The organism is Paenibacillus sp. OK076 (genome assembly GCF_900110055.1).
Taxonomy (GTDB): Bacteria; Bacillota; Bacilli; order Paenibacillales; family Paenibacillaceae; genus Paenibacillus.
The window spans coordinates 1,779,366-1,795,524 of record NZ_FOCH01000001.1 but is presented as its reverse complement, the minus strand read 5'-3'; the positions used below and the strand labels follow the sequence as shown (position 1 = coordinate 1,795,524).

Here is a 16,159-nt window from a genome sequence, read left to right as displayed (position 1 = left end):
GTTACACCTCGCTCCCAGCTTGTGATTTGGGCGAAGCCGTCAACCTTAGGAATCTACCGTAGGCCTCTTCCCAGATTGGTCTGTCCTTTGGCTCATAATCGGAAACTGGGAATGAATCGCGAATGACCTTGCGGGCTTCCCATATATCTTTAAAGGCTCCACTTGCGATCCACTGTACAGCCATGTTCCCGATCGCACTACCTTCTGCTGGCCCCGCCCATACCGGTTTGCCAATGGAATTGGCTGTCCACTGACATAACAGGCGATTCTGAATGCCACCACCGACCATATGCAATCCATTAAAAGACTGTCTGGACAGTTGTTCTGTCCATTCCAGCACTCTCCGATACTTCAGTGCAAGGCTCTCCAGAATGGAACGGGCAATAGCCCCCTGATCTTGCGGCTCAGCCTGCCCTGTATCACGGCAATATTGTTGTATACGAGAGGTCATATCCCCTGCCGGCATAAACCGATCATCATCGGGATCAAACAGACTCGCAAATGGAGGAGCAAGTTCCGCCCTGCTCAGTAACTCCGCATAGCTGATCCCCTGCCCCTTCCGTTCCCATTCACGCATGCATTCCTGCAAAATCCACAGGCCCATGATGTTCTTGAGCAAACGGAACGTGCCACCTGCCCCACCCTCGTTCGTAAAGTTGAGTGCCAAACTCTCGGAACTGATGGCGGGGTGATCAATCTCCGTACCCATAAGTGACCAGGTTCCGCAGCTCAGGTAGGCAAATGAACGCTCTGTTGCCGGAACTGCCACGACGGCCGAACCTGTGTCATGCTCTGCAACTGCAATAACCGGAATGGCAGATAGGCCAAGATCACTGCAAATGCTGCTGCGCAGCTGCCCCACTCGAGTACCTGGCATGACCACTTCGCCAAACAGCGTCTCCGAAATACCGATATGTGCAAGCAGCTCACTGTCCCAATGCCCTGTAGTTGGATTGTATAGCTGTGTTGTGGTAGCGTTGGTAAACTCATTCACCGCTTCACCGGTCAGAAAGTAACGAAGCAGATCGGGGATCATGAGGAAACGCTCCGCTTCGTTAAGCAGTGGGGAGCCTTTTCGCTTAAGTGTTGCCAACTGATACAGTGTGTTAAAGCTAAGAAACTGGATGCCTGTGCGTTCGAAAATTCGCTGAGAGGTCAATTCCTTACGCACCTGATCCATCATGCCGTTAAATTGTGTATCACGGTAATGATAAGGATTACCCAACAACTCACCATGACTTCCAAGCAGTCCAAAATCAACCGCCCAGGAATCAATCCCCAGACTTTCAGGCTGCTCTCCCTTTTGTTTAACAAGGTTCAGCCCTTCCAGCAATTCATGGTGCAGCCTCAATATATCCCAGTGCAGCCGCTCACCCACTTTTACCGGTTCATTCTTGAACCGATGGATCTCCATCGTTTCCATTCCCCGATCATTCAGATGACCCAGCAATGCTCTCCCGCTTCCAGCACCCAAATCATATGCCAGCACACTCACCGCTCTTCACCAACCCTTCATCCCACCTGTATTTCGTCCTTTTTATTAATTTCATTCCTAGCTGCTCTGTACTTTATTCTTTATTTTGTTGTTTGTTTATTTTTGTTTTATACTGTTTAGCTTTATTTTACGAGTATATCATCATTGTAAGCGTTTGAATACCCTGTGATTGGTTTCTTTTACCCATACCAAAAACGACTCTCTCCACTCGGGAGGAGCCGTCTCAATGTTATTTCACGTATAAAAGCTGTTTTTACTAACACCGGACTGAGGCTGCACATCTCTTTCAAAATGCTTAAACCTTGTCCCCTGATACGTCAGCATGCCTCGGTCATTTTCTACAAACATCCCGTAATTACTGCCGCCAACATTTAATTCCACACGATCTCCATTATCAAATTCAAACGTGGCGTAATACCAGGTAGATGCACTGCTGTCCCCGCTCCCACCTGTGACTTCTGTTCGTTTGGCCACAATTGTTGAATGCAAAGTTAACAGCGCTGATGCATTGTTTGATGACCATGTGCGTACCCCGGAAATAATGGCATAAACAATAACACCCGCAATGATGAGAAATATGCCGCCGATAAAGATTGATCCAAACGCACTCATTGCTCCAAACTCATTGAAACCAGCAAAAAAACCACCCTGATTGCCCTCAAATCCCGGAACATCATTCATGTCATCAAAAATACCGAAGCCATCCATGCTTAACCAGCCCAGTGATGAAGATATGCTCAATGACGTCATTCATCATCGTTCCCTTCTCCCTGCAAATTAAGATGCACCGTCCCCTGCCAAGGAGACGGTGCACGCAGACAACCCTACAAGCCTTGTCCGTATACTATATGAACCTGATTACGAATACAGACGTTCAAGTTCATCGACCAGACTGCCAACATAGGCCACGGCACTACGAATCGGCTCAGGCCCGGACATGTCCACACCTGCAAGCTTCATCAGCTCTTGCGGATCAAGGCTTCCTCCCGCTTTCAAGGCGTCAAGCCAGCGATCTACGGCAGGCTCCCCCTCTTCCCGAATCAGCTGTGCAGCAGCGGTAGATGCCGTCAGACCTGCTGCATAGGTATATGGATACAATCCCATATAATAATGAGGCTGTCTCATCCAGGTCAGTTTGGCCCCTTCGTCAATCACCAGTTCAGGCCCCCAGAACTCGGAGAGGATGTTTCCTTTCAGCTGACTTAACGTCTTCGCTGTGATCGGTTCATCCTTGGTGGCGAGTGCATACACCCGACGCTGCAATTCACCTTCAAGCAGATGCGTAACAAAGTTATGGTAATACGTATTGAGCAATTGCAAAATGACCCAACGACGCATTCTCGGATGATCAGAACGTTTCAACAGATGATCTGCCAGCAGCATTTCATTCATCGTTGAAGGCGCCTCGATGAAATAGAGGGACGGTCGTGTATTCGTGAGGCGTTGGTAATGCCCGGCAAGCATGAAATGTCCGGCATGTCCGACTTCATGGGCAAGTGTAAATGCTCCGCGCATATTATTTGCCCATGAGATGAGGATATAGGAATGAGAACCATATATGGACGAACAAAAAGCTCCTGTCGACTTGCCCGCATTATCCGCGTAATCTACCCAACGCTCACTAAAGGCACGTTCCACAATGTCGCCATATTCCGGTCCCAGCACGGCAAGAGCCTCCCGAATGAGCGTGCATGCTTCCTCATATGTAATAGCAGGACTGAATTCAGGGTCCAATGGTGCTTTCAGATCACAGAACATCAGCTTGTCCAGACCTAGCTCACGTTTCTTAAGAGCTGCCAGTCTGCGCATGTGAGGTGCGAGTTCCTGCTGGATGATATCCAGGACATTGTTATACATCTCTTTGCTTACCTGTTGCGGGCTAAGCAGCATATCCGTAACATCATCATATCCACGAAGTCTGGACAGGACGACCTGCTTCTTCACTTCGGTGGCGTATCCTTCAGCAAACGTATTTTTGTAATCGTTCAGCTTGGAACTGAATGCGGCATACGCAGAGCGTCGCAGCTTTGTGTCCGATGACATTTCATAATTGTTCTCATAAAATGACCAGGACAGCGGGCGGTTATGGTCATCGCCGTCAAGTGCATCGTCAAACGTCATGTCTGCCAATTTACCGCGCAGATAGATCCGGTATGGCGAATCCAGCACTTCCCCAAGGGAAGCGAGTACCTTCTCCGTTTCGGGCGAAAGACGATGTTCTTTTTCCTGAATTAGACGCTCCAGACTGCGGGCATACGGCTGCAAACCCGGAAGTTCTTCAATATAACGTTTAACCGTTCCATCGGGAAGATTCACGATCTCGGAATTCACAAAAGACAAGGACGACGACAAATTCGATAAGATGTCTCCCGCCTTGGCTGAATTTTCAATATTCACGGGGTTGGTACTGTCCTCCGACTGTTTCAGCCTGGCATATGAAGCCGTTCTGCTAATGCGTTCCTGCAAAGCTTCGCGTGCATCCAAACAGGCCAGCAGCTGCTCAGCGCCTTCGCCCAGATGTCCTTTGAATGTTTCAATATGCGCAGCAGCTTCAGGCAGTGATCTAAGCTCCTGCTCCCACTCTTCGTCAGTCGCAAACAAGTCTCGCAAATCCCAGGTCGTCTCTTGGCTTACTTCATCGCGTGTACGTATTTTTTCCATCGTTATATGTCATCCTCCTTGCATTTCCAATATCTCTCATCGTATCATATTCGGAGCATTTATACCTTACATATCCTAAAATGAGGCTTTGGGTTCAATGGATTCACACCCAAGTTGAAAAATGTAGTTTGCTCGCGTCAATCCGCCGGCAGAATAACCTTCCGATCGCTGTTATCCCCAGATTTTTTGATCCCTTTTTTAAAGGGGAAATCCGGGGATAAGCATATGCTTCCGATGTAGCTTTCCTTCAGAAAGCTTTTAGCTCTACTTCTTGAAGATATTTCTGCCCACTGCGTTTGGAGTAAACTGTTGATCCACTGACCAAAATATAAAAAACCGTCGGGTGATGGAAGTAACCATTTACCCGGCGGTTCGTTCTGACTTTAACTTATTCTGATTTCCAAATTACATTTTCACCATAGTTCTTGCCCCAGTTATACATCGCATGTAGCACAGGCATCAGGCTGTGGCCGTGATCCGTCAACGTATATTCAACACGAGGAGGTACTTCTGCATACACTTTGCGCTCAATTAGTTTGTCTTCCTCCAGTTCGCGCAACTGGTTGGTCAGCATCTTTTGGGTAATATGAGGAATCAATCGCTTCAATTCACTGAAACGCTTAGTGCCTTCAAGACCCAGATGCCATAGAATAATCAGTTTCCATTTGCCTCCGATCACCGCAAGGGTCAATTCTTTCTCACAGTTAATCTCTTTCAAGTTGATCCGTTCCTTAACTTCGGACGCCATGGCACCGAGCCCCCTTCTCTTCCATTCGATCTTATATCGCTAAAATGCAATTCGCATATCACAAGAACACTCCGCAACAGGAGAACTTGCCGCTCCCTTGTATCATATAACGGGTTCATTGGTTCGATACAGCTTGTATACATTTTACTATAGCATGACTCCAATGTTAAGCAAACCCCGAATCAGACCACAAACAACGATAACAGAAAAGACCGGAACTCCCTCTTTTCAAGGAAATTCCGGTCTTCCATCTATATAAGTTGAACTAATGAATATTTACACTAGCCACTCCGATGACAGAACAATCTTCCGATCACTGTTTTGCCCAATTTTTTCATCCTATTTATCAAAAGTGAAAATCTGGTCATAAAGGCGAACGCTCCGCTTCTCCAGCTTATTTCTGTCCTCTACGTTATTTTGTAAATGTTTAGTTCAACTTATCTATTCTACTTTATAAAGTTTATGACACATGGACTATTCCAAGTTCGCATGACGCCCAAACATGTCTGCTCCAGTCATACTCTTCATTTCCATCATGGTGAGCACCAGTGCATCCATGCTCAGCAGCAGCCCCTGTTCAAACAGTGAGCCCATCGGCTGAATGGTCACGGCTGCTCCGGCGGTCGCTGTATCCTCTTTGGCGGAGGCCGGAAGACGAACCACGGTATCTGACAACTGCCCAATGGTGGACTCTGGTTTAATTGTGATCAGACCCACAGGAGCCCCTGCTTTACTGGCCTTCTGAGCCATCGCCGCCAAACTGCCTGTCTCCCCTGAGCCTGAGCATAACAAGAGGAAGTCTTTCGGGCTGATCCCTGGCGTAACGGTCTCCCCAACTACATATACCCGAAGCCCCATCTGCATCAATCTCATGGCAAAAGCCTTGCCCATCAGACCGGATCGGCCTGCTCCTGCCACAAAAACCTGTTCGGCAGCCAGAATATGTTCCGCCATGGCCTGCATCTCCGAGTCGTCGATCTGGCTTAGCGTACGTTCCAGCTCTTTCAAGATGTCCACTGCGTATTGCTCTGTGCTCATCTGTCTTACCCTTGTTGAACCAGACGTTGCATCTCAGCTGCTACTTTGGCTTTGTCAGCTTGGCCCGTAATACCGCCACCCACAATTACCAGATCGGGTTGTGCTTTAATCACTTCAGGCAATGTTTCCAGCTTGATGCCACCAGCTACAGCTGTTTTTGCATTTTTTACGGCTTGTTTGATCGTTTGCAGATCTTCGAACGGGCTTTGTCCTTCAGCTTGCAGGTCATAACCTGTGTGTACACAGATGTAATCTACGCCAAGCGAATCAACTTCACGAGCACGCTGTTCAAGGTTAGGCACGTTGATCATGTCCACAAGAACTTGTTTGTTTTGTTTCTTCGCTTCTGCTACTGCACCTTTGATCGTACTATCATTGGTTGCCCCAAGCACAGTGATCAGATCCGCACCAGCCTCAGCTGCTTTCATGATTTCATAACCACCCGCGTCCATAATTTTCAGATCGGCGAGTACTTGCAGATTAGGAAAGGCTTCTTTCATCGCTTTAACCGCATGCAGTCCTTCATTAATAACGATTGGCGTACCAATCTCAACGATATCAATATATTGTTCAACTTCTTTAACAAGTGCAATACCTTCAGGGATGTTTACCAAGTCCAGCGCCAATTGCAATTTCACGATTCATTTCTCCTTTGTTGTTCAAATATGAGTATGTCCTGTAAAGGATGTTAAATATTTAGCCTGCACCGTTCACCCAGTTCAGATGCATGCAATGTTTGTCATGGCTACTTATTCATTGTAGAACCTGACTATCGATTAAGGAAGTACGCACTTTGAAGTCAGGTAGTTACTTGCACGATACTATTGAATAAAAGCAGTTGTTATATGAATTCAAAACCATCTCGAAACGGCTTCCCATTTCAGTAAGCGACCACAGGTCGGTTACCCTGATACACCAAACTTGCAAGGGCTAAGGAATCTACCGAACGCTAAATGACAGATTCGAAAGGGTTGCAAATTGTAACGAACTTCAGTGATGTTATTTCGGTGAAAAAACGGCTTCCAAGCCTCAAAAACGACGTAATCGATGAAATAACGTCTATGAGATTCGTTACATCTCAGAACGGTGCAGATGGGGGCAAATAATGTGTGCCAGGTTCGTTAGCCCTTTTTACATCTCAGCATAAAGACCCTGCCACAAAATACAAGGCAGGGTCTTTTTCCATTTTTCAATTCAGCAAGATGGTCCATATCAATCCTGAACTCAATGTGAGTCCCAAGCTAATATATCGCAAATCCAGGGTTTACAGATAAACAGGTTTCACGCATACCGGCTTGGATACACCTGTGCTGTGACCTGTGTATTTCAAACGTCCGCTCTCCTGATCTACTGTAAAGGAAACGATATTGTTGGTATCACGGTTAGCTGCAATCAACAGTTTGCCATTCGGAGTCAAAGCAAAGTGACGTGGGTGTTCACCCTCAGCAGATACATGCTCAACCAGTTTCAAATGTCCTGTTTCGGCGTCTACTGCGAATACCACGATGCTGTCATGCCCGCGGTTCGAACCGTATACGAAACGACCATCGTTGGATACGGCGATTTCAGCTGTTGTGTTCTCACTGCCGTCATAGCCGTCAGGCAATGTGGACACGGTGGAAACCTCTGTCAACGTGCCTGCTGCTGCATCATAACGGAAAGTCGTAATAGAAGAATCCACTTCGTTAATAACATAGGCGAATTGACCGTTCGGATGGAATGCCAAGTGACGAGGTCCTGCACCCGGATGTGTTTTGGTTTCACTGTGCAGTACGAGTTCGTTCTTGTCTGCATCAATGGAGTAGATTGCGATTTTATCCGCACCCAAATCCTGTACCATCATGTATTTGCCATCCGGGCTGAAGAACGCGGAATGCACATGCGGCTTGTCCTGACGCTCAGGATGCGCACCTTTACCTTCATGTTTCTTCTCATCCAGAAGCACGCCAACTTCACCGTTATCCGTCAGGGCTTGCAGACCCACCAGACCACCGTGGTAGCTGGAAAGGATCAAGTAACGTCCGGAAGGATCACGTTGGATATGACATGGCGGAGCCGAAATGGAGTCATGACGATTCAGCAACGACAATTTTCCTGTAGAAGGATCAATGCTCAGAGCTACAGCTTCAGACATTTTATTACCTTCGGCAGACGCCGTTTCACCGATCGCATACAGTTTGTTACCTTCAGCATCCACGTTTACAAACGTTGGATTTTTCACGCCCGAGATGCCGTCAAGCTTGGAGAGGTTACCTGTATCCTCATTCAATTCATATGCGTAAATGCCCTCATTTTCCGCTTCGGCATAAGAGCCGACCAATACGAGCAAGCGTTTTGATTCACTCATTACAGTTTCCTCCTCTATGTGTATGTAATCTGGTTGCACCTCTTCTATAATAAATCTGCCATATCAAAATAGCAATCCACTGCCTCTGCGCATCCATCAAAGAAGTAGCCTCAAACATAAGCTCATTAAACAGGTCAATACCAAAATCCATTCCCGACAAAGATCAACTTCTGCTATGATAAGATAGGTTTTTCATCCAGAAAGGACTGAATCCGGTTGTTTAATTCATTTCTGCTCACGTTATATCATGTTTTTTTGCCCATATCGCTTCCGGTGATCGGAGGCATATTGTTAAAACAGTTCAAAAATTGGGACACTCGGCCGCTGTCGACCTTTTCCCTTTATATTTTGAGCCCTGCGCTTATCTTTGATACACTGCTGCATGCCGAAATTACATGGACAGACGTAACAGGCACGTTCTGGTTCTCCATCTTCAATCTGATCGCCCTGTGGGCACTAGCTGAGCTGCTGAGTCGAGTATTCCAGCTTGGGGCAAGCGAAAAAGCAGGACTTACCCTTGTCTCCACGTTTACGAACTGCGTGAATTATGGGCTCCCGCTTGTATTGCTTGCCTTTGGACAGCTTGGATTGGATAAAGCTTCGGTATATGTCATCGGACAGATGATCATTGTTAACACAGTAGGAATTTTTTTTGCTGCCAGATCTGAATTCACGGTCAAAAATGCGATTCTGTCCGTCTTCCGTATGCCTTCCACCTATGCTGCTTCGATAGCCATCATCCTGCGTGCATCCAATCTGAGCTTGCCAGTGGCACTGGATGGAGGCATCTCCATGCTCGCAGCCGGTTACTCCCCTGTCGTACTAGCCATTCTCGGTGCACAGATGCTAAGACCGCGCGGTGCCTCCGAACCTTGGAAACCCAACGTTCGCAAAGCATTCTGGACGGGGCTTGTCGTACGACTGGCCGCAGCGCCAGTACTCTCATATCTAATCCTGACTGCACTTCAGATTGAAGGAACGTTATTCAGTGTGCTGCTGATCCTGGCTTCCATGCCAACTGCAGTGAACGCAGTCATTTTGGCCGAGCAATTCAATGCATCTCCGCAGTTTGTGTCTCGCTGTATTCTGTGGACAACCGCTGCCTCCATGGTCATTCTGCCGATTATGATTGTGATGTCTTCCTGATCAGCACGGGAGCTGGATTTGAAGACATTGCTGCCTGCTTGCGTTTCTCCAACCGGCGTTCAAAGCGGCGTTTAAGTGCTCTGACATAAAAAAACTTAACGACAAAGTAAGAAATAACACCCAGGATGACTCCAAAGACGGACATGCCTGCCAAAATATCCAGACCACCCAGCAAAAGTTCACTTAGCGCGGACCAGTTGCCGCGAAACAGCTCCATAAAGGCACTCTCATGAACAAGCCCCTGCCCCATGCTGTGCGCCGGCAATATCCAGGAACCGATTTGCTTGGCAAGCGGCATCAATATGATGGGCAGGAACGTTAGCTTGCCGACCACGTTGCCCACAATAGCCGCTGGCAGCGAGCCACCGGACAAACGTACAATGGGATAGAACACGAGATATACCAGTGACGCTGTCGAAATGACGATCAGTTCCAGACCAAAACCCAAAGCAAAGCCGGTAGATACTTTATGTGCCCCGCCGGGAGCACGTAACAATTTGAGAAAATTAAGCTTCAAAGCACGTGTTAAACGCGCAAAACGTGAGTTTTTGCTTTTCTGTAGGTTCATACCGAACTTCCCCTTATCTTACACAAATGACGGTCAAGCCGCCTATTCTTCAGTATATCACACCGCGTTAACCCCTGCTGTTATAATCACTGGCTGTGTCTCGAGGGCAACGTTACCTGCTACCGCTCTGGAGATCATGCAGGACTCTTCTGCTTTATGTGCCAAGCGCTCTGCCTTCGTTACATCAGCATCAGATGCGTCAGCTTTGAGCACAATGCGAGGTCTGTGTATGATCCGTTCGTACGTAAATACGTTATTGGTAACATCGACCGTCGCTTCGGACTCCAGTGTCAGCTCATCCGGTGTAATATCCGATCGCTCCAGCATTGCTGCCAGCGTAATTAAATAACAGGTGGAAGCTGCACCCAGCAGCATTTCATCCGGATTGGTACCGGTACCCGGACCACCCATCTCCTGTGGAATCGAAATGACTGTTTTTAACCCGCCCGCATCAATATGCCCTTCACTGTTACGTCCACCATTCCAAGTAGCTTTCAGGTGAAAAGGATGTTTCATTATATTCATTCCTTTCAAATTAGACACGGACACATGCTATAGATTGTTCATTCAGTGCGTTAACCTGCTCTTCCACTAAGCCCAGATCCGTTATTACTTTTGCCACACTGCCGAGCTCCGCCACTCTTGTAAAAGCCTGCACGCCAAACTTGCTCGAATCTGCCAGCAAAATAACTTCATCAGCGATGCTGATCATCTTCTGCTTCACCAGCGCCTGCAATTCATTCGACTCACTGATACCCTTGGTCAGATGTACACCTTTGCAGGATAAGAAAACTTTATCCACATGATAAGCATCAAGCGAACGTTCAGCAAGCGGCCCTACAAATGACAGGGACTTTGATGCAAGCTGCCCGCCTGTCGCGATTACACGGATCTGTTCCTTGTTACTCAGCTCCGCCGCGACCTTAATGGAGTTGGTTAACACAGTGAGTGGTATGTTTGGCAGACCTGCTGCCATATACCACGCCGTTGTACTGGCATCCAGCGCGATCCGGTCACCAGGCTCTACCATTTTCACCGCTTCGTCCGCAATTCTGCGTTTCTCTTCTGCATGAGTTACAGCCCGCTCCGGATAAGGGATTTCCGACTGCCCCTCTTCTTTATATTTTACGCTGACAGCCCCGCCATGGGAACGTCTGAGCCTTCCCGCCTGCTCCAGCTTGTCCAGATCACGACGGATTGTCTCTTCCGTTACGCCGCAGCGCTCACTAAGCTCGGTTACACGCATACTTCCCTGTGCATCTACCCATTCCACAATTTTCTCATAACGTTCAGCCACGAGCATCTTCATTCACTCCAAACCGTTGATTATCCAAGATGAATCCTGTTCATCCCATCATACCACAGTGCCCCTGGAAGGAGAATTTCATTGAGGGCGCAGAGGGTGCAAAAAAGAGGGAGCTTATGCTCCCTCCATTTTCAATGAAATAGTGTCTTATTTATCGTCAGCCATAGGGAACCAGCCCGGTGTGTGGATGATTGCATTCCACAGACCGTCAGGGATAACCAGACGTTCCTGATCCGATTTGGTGAGAATCGTCTCGATATCTTCCTCACGTCCACTTTCGATTTTCTCAACCCAGTCAGGCTCGATAATCAGCTCACGGCCAATCGCAAGCAGTGGCACACCCGTTTGAAGAGCTTCAGCTGCCTCATCTGCGGTACGGATGGCCCCTACACCAATCACAGGCAGTTTACCATCCACACGGTCAAGGATGAATTCAATTCTGGAACGAGTATCTGCTTCACCTCGTCTTGGTTTGGACCAGAACTCGTTGAGGGATACATGCAGGTAATCCAGATTTTTATCCTTCAGCGCATCCACCAGTGCATACGTCTCTTCCATAGTCAGTCCCGGTGTTTCCGGTTCTTCCGGTGAGAAACGGTATCCAACGATAAACGGCAGTTTCGTATGTGCAGCTACCACCTTCTGGACTTCATCCACCACAGCCAGTGGGAATGTGAGACGTTTCTCGATGCTTCCACCCCAACGATCTTCACGTCGGTTGGAATGCGGAGAGAAGAACTGCTGAATCAGATAACCGTTCGCACCATGAATCTCAACACCGTCGAATCCAGCTTCAATGGCGCGGCGGGTTGCTTCTCCAAAGTCCTTGATGATGGACGTAATTTCGTCATCAGACAGCTCTCTTGGAACAGGCGACCCCGGACGCTCACTCGCAACAGCACTTGGAGCAGCGACTTGACCCGCCGGTACCGCTTGTTCTGGCGTGAGACGACCTGCATGGAAGATTTGCAGTACGGCTTTGGAACCTTGCTGCTTAATCGTATCGGCCAGACGTTTCAGACCGGGAATAAAGCTATCATCATAGCTACCAAATTGAGCCGGAAAACCAATTCCATTCGGAGTTACATGAGTTACCGCTGTAACAGACATACCAGCACCGCCGGTACGACGTGCATAATAAGCAAGTTCAGCGTCTGATACAGTACCATCGGGATTCGATGACATATGAGTCATGGGAGCGAGCACGATCCGGTTTTTCAGTGTAATGCCGCTTGGCAGTGAAACTTGTTCAAACATTGGGCTATACTTTGGATTCATTCGTGGTTCCCTCCTGATTAAATATCTCTTTTAATAGATATATGAATATATGCGTTCGCTTACTGTAATGATTATAGTTACGTTTTACTCACATTGCAAATTTTCATTTTTCACCCCCTATTCATTCCATGCTTATAGGCTCGTTGCTCCTTTCATTTCCTGCCTTTTTTCCATTACACTTGTTCCTTCTTTCTCAACCCAAAAAGACGGAGTGTCTTACGACCCTCCGCCTCATTACACTCCTTGCTCAGCTTAGAAACTGCGTACGTATGCCAGCTTCTGGTCCATCTCTTCCACACATTCATAACAGTCATGCTCATCATTGGCTACCATCGGAGTAACCGGATACAGATTCATCTCTGTACTGTTGTAGGATTTCAACAACGGCAGCAGCTGGGTCACGCGTGTGTTCGCCGGATCCAGCCAGGTATTGATCTCTTCTTCAGACAGAATCGCCGGCATTTTGCTGCCAAACTCCCGTGTAACCATGTTCGCACCCGCCATCAGCATCGTGCAGGTACGCAGTGGTTGTTTGCGCGTATCTTTCCAGACCTCGTATAATCCCGCAATGCCAAACAATCCGCGATCGGGCATAACGACACGCACCGCATAGCTTTTCTTGCCTTCCTGACGCCAGTAATACAAACCATTGCATGGGATCACACAACGCTTCGTCTCTACCAGCTTATAGTAGGCTGGATTCTCATGCACCGTCATGAGGTTGGCGTTGACTGCATCGCGTCCCCAGAACGGAATGAATCCCCATCGGAACTCGTCCAATACCCGCTCACCATCCTGATGCAAAATAATCGGTGTATGCTGGGTTGGGCTGATATTGTAACGGTTTTTGTAGTAATACATCACCCGTTCAATCTTAAAATGATCCCTGACCTCATCCAAATCCGCTGCCAATGAAAAACGGTTACACATGCTCAGGCACTTCCTTTCCCTGCGTGAATTTGAATGTATTGTTTGTTATTGCAGGGAAATTATGCATGCACCTATGGACAGCAATCGACTTTTTCAGACGAAAAGAAGGTCTAATCCAGCAAAATCCTTTGTTTTCAAGACGAAAACAAAGACTTAAGACTCATTTCAATCGTTCTATTCCTTGTTACTATAATAGAGAAAAAATACAATTATTGGAGGTTTTAAGTATGAAAAGGAAGTTTCTCATGAGCATCATGTTGTTTTCAGCCATCGCGATGTTCGGCAGTACCATCTATGCAGCAACTTTTTTAACCTACGGCTACCCGAGCTCCACCATCCCGATTCGTACTTATAACTACGCCTCCGCGTGGCAAACCCCGATGGATGCCTCTCTCAGCAACTGGAACAATGCCGGTGCCAAAGTACAGTTTACCAAAACGAGCAGTTCCCCCAACACGATTACGGCCGGAAACTTCAATAACACAGCCTATGGTGTCAACTACGCCTCGGTGTCTGGCAGCCAGGTTGTAAGCTTCCGTATTGAATTGAACGCAACCACCATTACGGCTGACGCAACCAACTTGTCCAACTTTATTCAAAGCGTATTCGTTCATGAGCTCGGACACTCCGTTTGGCTCGGGGACAATCCCTCCACTACCAGCCCTTCCATCATGCTCTACTCCCGTAACCGGAACACAATGACACAGCCTCAAACTTTCGACATCAACAATGTCAGATCCAAGTACTAATCCGCTATTTTCAAACCCCTAAATCCAAGGAGGATTCCTATCCATGAAAAAAATTCGCGTATTAACGATGCTTGCCTCTTCCATTTTCATTTTATCTGCCCTAGGCTGCTCCTCAGCAACGACAAATACAGCTGCCACCAAGGATGAACCAATCACGATGATTGCTTCCGAGGACTTCCCGAGCTACTCAAGCATCGGCGATCTCTCCGAGAGAGCAAACACCATCGTTAGAGGCAGTGTCATCCAAACACGGGTTGAAGCATTGAATGATATGGTACAAGCCCCTGCTGTTAATGAAAGTGCTCTGGATGAGGAAACGAACCCGGGCGGTGAGGATATTGTTCCTTTTGATAAAATCTATACAATCTATACCATTAAGGTTGCTGAATGCTTCAAGGGGACTCATGCTGCCGGAGACACCATTGAAGTGAAACAGCTTGGCGGACAGCTGGGAAATACCGAGATTATTAACGATGACAATATCAAATTCATTCCTACCAAAGATTATGTACTCTTCCTGGAAACGTATGAGGACACCCCTGCCAGCCTGCTGAATTCCGTGCAAAGCCTGTATGTGATCAAACCCGCAGCCAAATCCACTCAACCGGGTGAGCAGGCATTGAAGTCCGACGTTATTGTGAGCGCGAACCCCGAGAATGATCTCAAATTAAGCATCGATGAGCTGCAGGAAATCCAAAGCCAAAATCAGAACAAATAACCTCGTTGGGCATGGATCTATCTCCCGCCTCCTACTGTTCAGTCATATAGCAAAAACGTGCCGCTCAGTAGAAACTGGGCAGCACGTTTTTTTAGTATTGATGGTAGCCTATGCCTGTTTGGTACGTGATAACTTATTCACTATATTTGTTGAGATCATATTTAATGTGATATTTATTTAAGTCTCACTTATCCCTCTTATCCCCCGTTTCCCTAACTGTACAATGATCTAAATTGCTGCGGTGTCATCCCGATATAGGACCGAAACATACGAATAAAATAACTGCTGTGTGTAAATCCGCACTGAGAAGCAATTTGTTTCACGGATAATTCCGAGTCTACGAGCATTCTTTTTGCGACCAGAATGCGGCAATCCAGCAGATATCTGCCCGGCGGAACCCCCATGATGTTCTTGAACATGCGATTAAAATAATACATGCTGTATCCCGCAGTATCCGCCATTTCAGAAAGACTTAACGGCTGTGTGCAGTGACGACGAATATAATCAGCAGTAGAGCGAATCGTATCCTGATGGTTCAGTAAAGACGCCCCTTTAATTGACTCTGAATTCCGTGCCAGTTCAACTAGTAACTCATACAGTACCGCCGACAATTTCGGTTCATGCACACTCTCATAACCTGCACCGAGCTGACATAATTGTTCATGCAACTCCTCGAAACGGTCCTCTCCAGAGAATGAAAATAGCCACACTTTATCCGGATTCCGCAAGTCTAACAGCCGCTCCAGATCGTGGGCTTGCAGATGAATCCATCCGATATCCCAGGGATCAGTTGGATCGGCATAATATTGCTGTGCCTGTCCCGGCGCATATAGAAAGCCTTGTCCAGCCGTTAATCGGACGTTCCCCTGCTCGGTCCTCACTTCACCCTGTCCGTTGAAAACCAGATGCAAATTATACTCCCGTATTCCGTGCGGACGATGTTCCTTGTGCTCTGGATCAAGATATCTTCCGTAGGCTACCGGATAACATGCATACCCTGCATATCCTGGCTCCGGCATAAACCAATGATTTCGCATGTGTTCTTCCTCCAAAAATAGCAAGATCATGATACCCTATCGCAACATGTTATTATATTCCCCTCTCATTATCCATTATAAAATGAATTAGACTCGACACTTCTCCACAAGATGATGATAGTGGAGTCAATAAGCACG

Annotated in this window: 16 protein-coding genes; 3 read left to right on the top strand and 13 right to left on the bottom strand. The window is 47.4% G+C overall.

Annotated elements, in window-relative coordinates; translation table 11 throughout:
* Position 1: 1 nt before the first annotated feature.
* From BMY78_RS08300 to BMY78_RS08270, 7 genes are all read right to left on the bottom strand, one after another.
* The gene (locus BMY78_RS08300) at positions 2–1,495 is read right to left on the bottom strand and encodes a rhamnulokinase (RefSeq protein ID WP_090896582.1); all 1,494 of its coding nucleotides are present in this window, start codon (positions 1,493–1,495) and stop codon (positions 2–4) included.
* A gap of 234 nt (positions 1,496–1,729) precedes the next feature.
* Positions 1,730–2,245, bottom strand: coding sequence for a DUF2500 domain-containing protein (locus BMY78_RS08295; RefSeq protein ID WP_256222000.1), 516 nt, complete (start codon positions 2,243–2,245; stop codon positions 1,730–1,732).
* A 108-nt stretch (positions 2,246–2,353) separates the two neighbouring features.
* The gene (gene pepF / locus BMY78_RS08290) at positions 2,354–4,156 is read right to left on the bottom strand and encodes an oligoendopeptidase F (RefSeq protein ID WP_090896579.1); all 1,803 of its coding nucleotides are present in this window, start codon (positions 4,154–4,156) and stop codon (positions 2,354–2,356) included.
* 388 nt (positions 4,157–4,544) lie between these two features.
* Positions 4,545–4,904 carry a winged helix-turn-helix transcriptional regulator gene (locus BMY78_RS08285; protein ID WP_090896576.1) on the bottom strand — a complete coding sequence of 120 codons (360 nt, stop codon included), beginning with the start codon at positions 4,902–4,904 and terminating at the stop codon, positions 4,545–4,547.
* 474 nt (positions 4,905–5,378) lie between these two features.
* Positions 5,379–5,942 (bottom strand): 6-phospho-3-hexuloisomerase, encoded by a 564-nt coding sequence (gene hxlB, locus BMY78_RS08280; protein ID WP_090896572.1) that lies wholly within the window; start codon positions 5,940–5,942, stop codon positions 5,379–5,381.
* 5 nt (positions 5,943–5,947) lie between these two features.
* Positions 5,948–6,580: a 3-hexulose-6-phosphate synthase gene (gene hxlA, locus BMY78_RS08275; protein ID WP_063563327.1), complete on the bottom strand. Its 633-nt coding sequence runs from the start codon at positions 6,578–6,580 to the stop codon at positions 5,948–5,950.
* Between the two features lie 626 nt (positions 6,581–7,206).
* Positions 7,207–8,289, bottom strand: a complete 1,083-nt coding sequence (locus tag BMY78_RS08270; RefSeq protein ID WP_090896569.1) for a lactonase family protein — start codon at positions 8,287–8,289, stop codon at positions 7,207–7,209.
* A gap of 216 nt (positions 8,290–8,505) precedes the next feature.
* On the opposite strand from BMY78_RS08270, the gene BMY78_RS08265 reads away from it, so the two are divergent.
* The gene (locus BMY78_RS08265; RefSeq protein WP_090896564.1) at positions 8,506–9,435 is read left to right on the top strand and encodes an AEC family transporter; all 930 of its coding nucleotides are present in this window, start codon (positions 8,506–8,508) and stop codon (positions 9,433–9,435) included.
* Here BMY78_RS08265 and BMY78_RS08260 read toward each other — a convergent pair.
* From BMY78_RS08260 to BMY78_RS08240, 5 genes are all read right to left on the bottom strand, one after another.
* Entirely contained in the window at positions 9,413–10,003 is a 591-nt protein-coding gene (locus BMY78_RS08260) for a DUF2062 domain-containing protein (RefSeq protein ID WP_090896561.1), read from the bottom strand. The two genes, BMY78_RS08265 and BMY78_RS08260, sit on opposite strands and share 23 nt — an antisense overlap.
* Positions 10,004–10,060: 57 nt before the next feature.
* Entirely contained in the window at positions 10,061–10,519 is a 459-nt protein-coding gene (locus BMY78_RS08255; RefSeq protein WP_090896558.1) for an OsmC family protein, read from the bottom strand.
* Positions 10,520–10,538: 19 nt separating this feature from the next.
* Positions 10,539–11,306 (bottom strand): DeoR/GlpR family DNA-binding transcription regulator, encoded by a 768-nt coding sequence (locus tag BMY78_RS08250; protein WP_090896555.1) that lies wholly within the window; start codon positions 11,304–11,306, stop codon positions 10,539–10,541.
* Between the two features lie 150 nt (positions 11,307–11,456).
* Positions 11,457–12,587, bottom strand: coding sequence for an NADH-dependent flavin oxidoreductase (locus BMY78_RS08245; protein ID WP_090896553.1), 1,131 nt, complete (start codon positions 12,585–12,587; stop codon positions 11,457–11,459).
* Between the two features lie 252 nt (positions 12,588–12,839).
* Complete coding sequence (locus BMY78_RS08240; protein WP_024632055.1) at positions 12,840–13,517, bottom strand: SOS response-associated peptidase; 678 nt, start codon at positions 13,515–13,517, stop codon at positions 12,840–12,842.
* Positions 13,518–13,744: 227 nt separating this feature from the next.
* On the opposite strand from BMY78_RS08240, the gene BMY78_RS08235 reads away from it, so the two are divergent.
* Together BMY78_RS08235 and BMY78_RS08230 are read left to right on the top strand one after the other, a co-directional pair.
* Positions 13,745–14,266 (top strand): zinc metalloprotease, encoded by a 522-nt coding sequence (locus BMY78_RS08235; protein ID WP_090896550.1) that lies wholly within the window; start codon positions 13,745–13,747, stop codon positions 14,264–14,266.
* A 43-nt stretch (positions 14,267–14,309) separates the two neighbouring features.
* Complete coding sequence (locus tag BMY78_RS08230) at positions 14,310–14,984, top strand: hypothetical protein (protein ID WP_090896547.1); 675 nt, start codon at positions 14,310–14,312, stop codon at positions 14,982–14,984.
* Between the two features lie 212 nt (positions 14,985–15,196).
* On the opposite strand, the gene BMY78_RS08225 is transcribed toward BMY78_RS08230, so the two are convergent.
* A complete protein-coding gene (locus tag BMY78_RS08225; protein WP_177185677.1) occupies positions 15,197–16,021 on the bottom strand; it encodes a helix-turn-helix transcriptional regulator in 825 nt (274 codons plus the stop codon).
* Positions 16,022–16,159: the final 138 nt, after the last annotated feature.

Coding starts and splice junctions, on each gene's coding strand:
- BMY78_RS08225 (WP_177185677.1), bottom strand. CDS start 16,021: ATGCGAAATCATTGGTTTATGCCGGAGCCAGGATATGCAGGGTATGCA.
- BMY78_RS08250 (WP_090896555.1), bottom strand. CDS start 11,306: ATGCTCGTGGCTGAACGTTATGAGAAAATTGTGGAATGGGTAGATGCA.
- BMY78_RS08245 (WP_090896553.1), bottom strand. CDS start 12,587: ATGAATCCAAAGTATAGCCCAATGTTTGAACAAGTTTCACTGCCAAGC.
- BMY78_RS08285 (WP_090896576.1), bottom strand. CDS start 4,904: ATGGCGTCCGAAGTTAAGGAACGGATCAACTTGAAAGAGATTAACTGT.
- BMY78_RS08235 (WP_090896550.1), top strand. CDS start 13,745: ATGAAAAGGAAGTTTCTCATGAGCATCATGTTGTTTTCAGCCATCGCG.
- BMY78_RS08255 (WP_090896558.1), bottom strand. CDS start 10,519: ATGAAACATCCTTTTCACCTGAAAGCTACTTGGAATGGTGGACGTAAC.
- BMY78_RS08270 (WP_090896569.1), bottom strand. CDS start 8,289: ATGAGTGAATCAAAACGCTTGCTCGTATTGGTCGGCTCTTATGCCGAA.
- pepF (WP_090896579.1), bottom strand. CDS start 4,156: ATGGAAAAAATACGTACACGCGATGAAGTAAGCCAAGAGACGACCTGG.
- hxlB (WP_090896572.1), bottom strand. CDS start 5,942: ATGAGCACAGAGCAATACGCAGTGGACATCTTGAAAGAGCTGGAACGT.
- BMY78_RS08240 (WP_024632055.1), bottom strand. CDS start 13,517: ATGTGTAACCGTTTTTCATTGGCAGCGGATTTGGATGAGGTCAGGGAT.
- BMY78_RS08260 (WP_090896561.1), bottom strand. CDS start 10,003: ATGAACCTACAGAAAAGCAAAAACTCACGTTTTGCGCGTTTAACACGT.
- BMY78_RS08230 (WP_090896547.1), top strand. CDS start 14,310: ATGAAAAAAATTCGCGTATTAACGATGCTTGCCTCTTCCATTTTCATT.
- BMY78_RS08295 (WP_256222000.1), bottom strand. CDS start 2,245: ATGACGTCATTGAGCATATCTTCATCACTGGGCTGGTTAAGCATGGAT.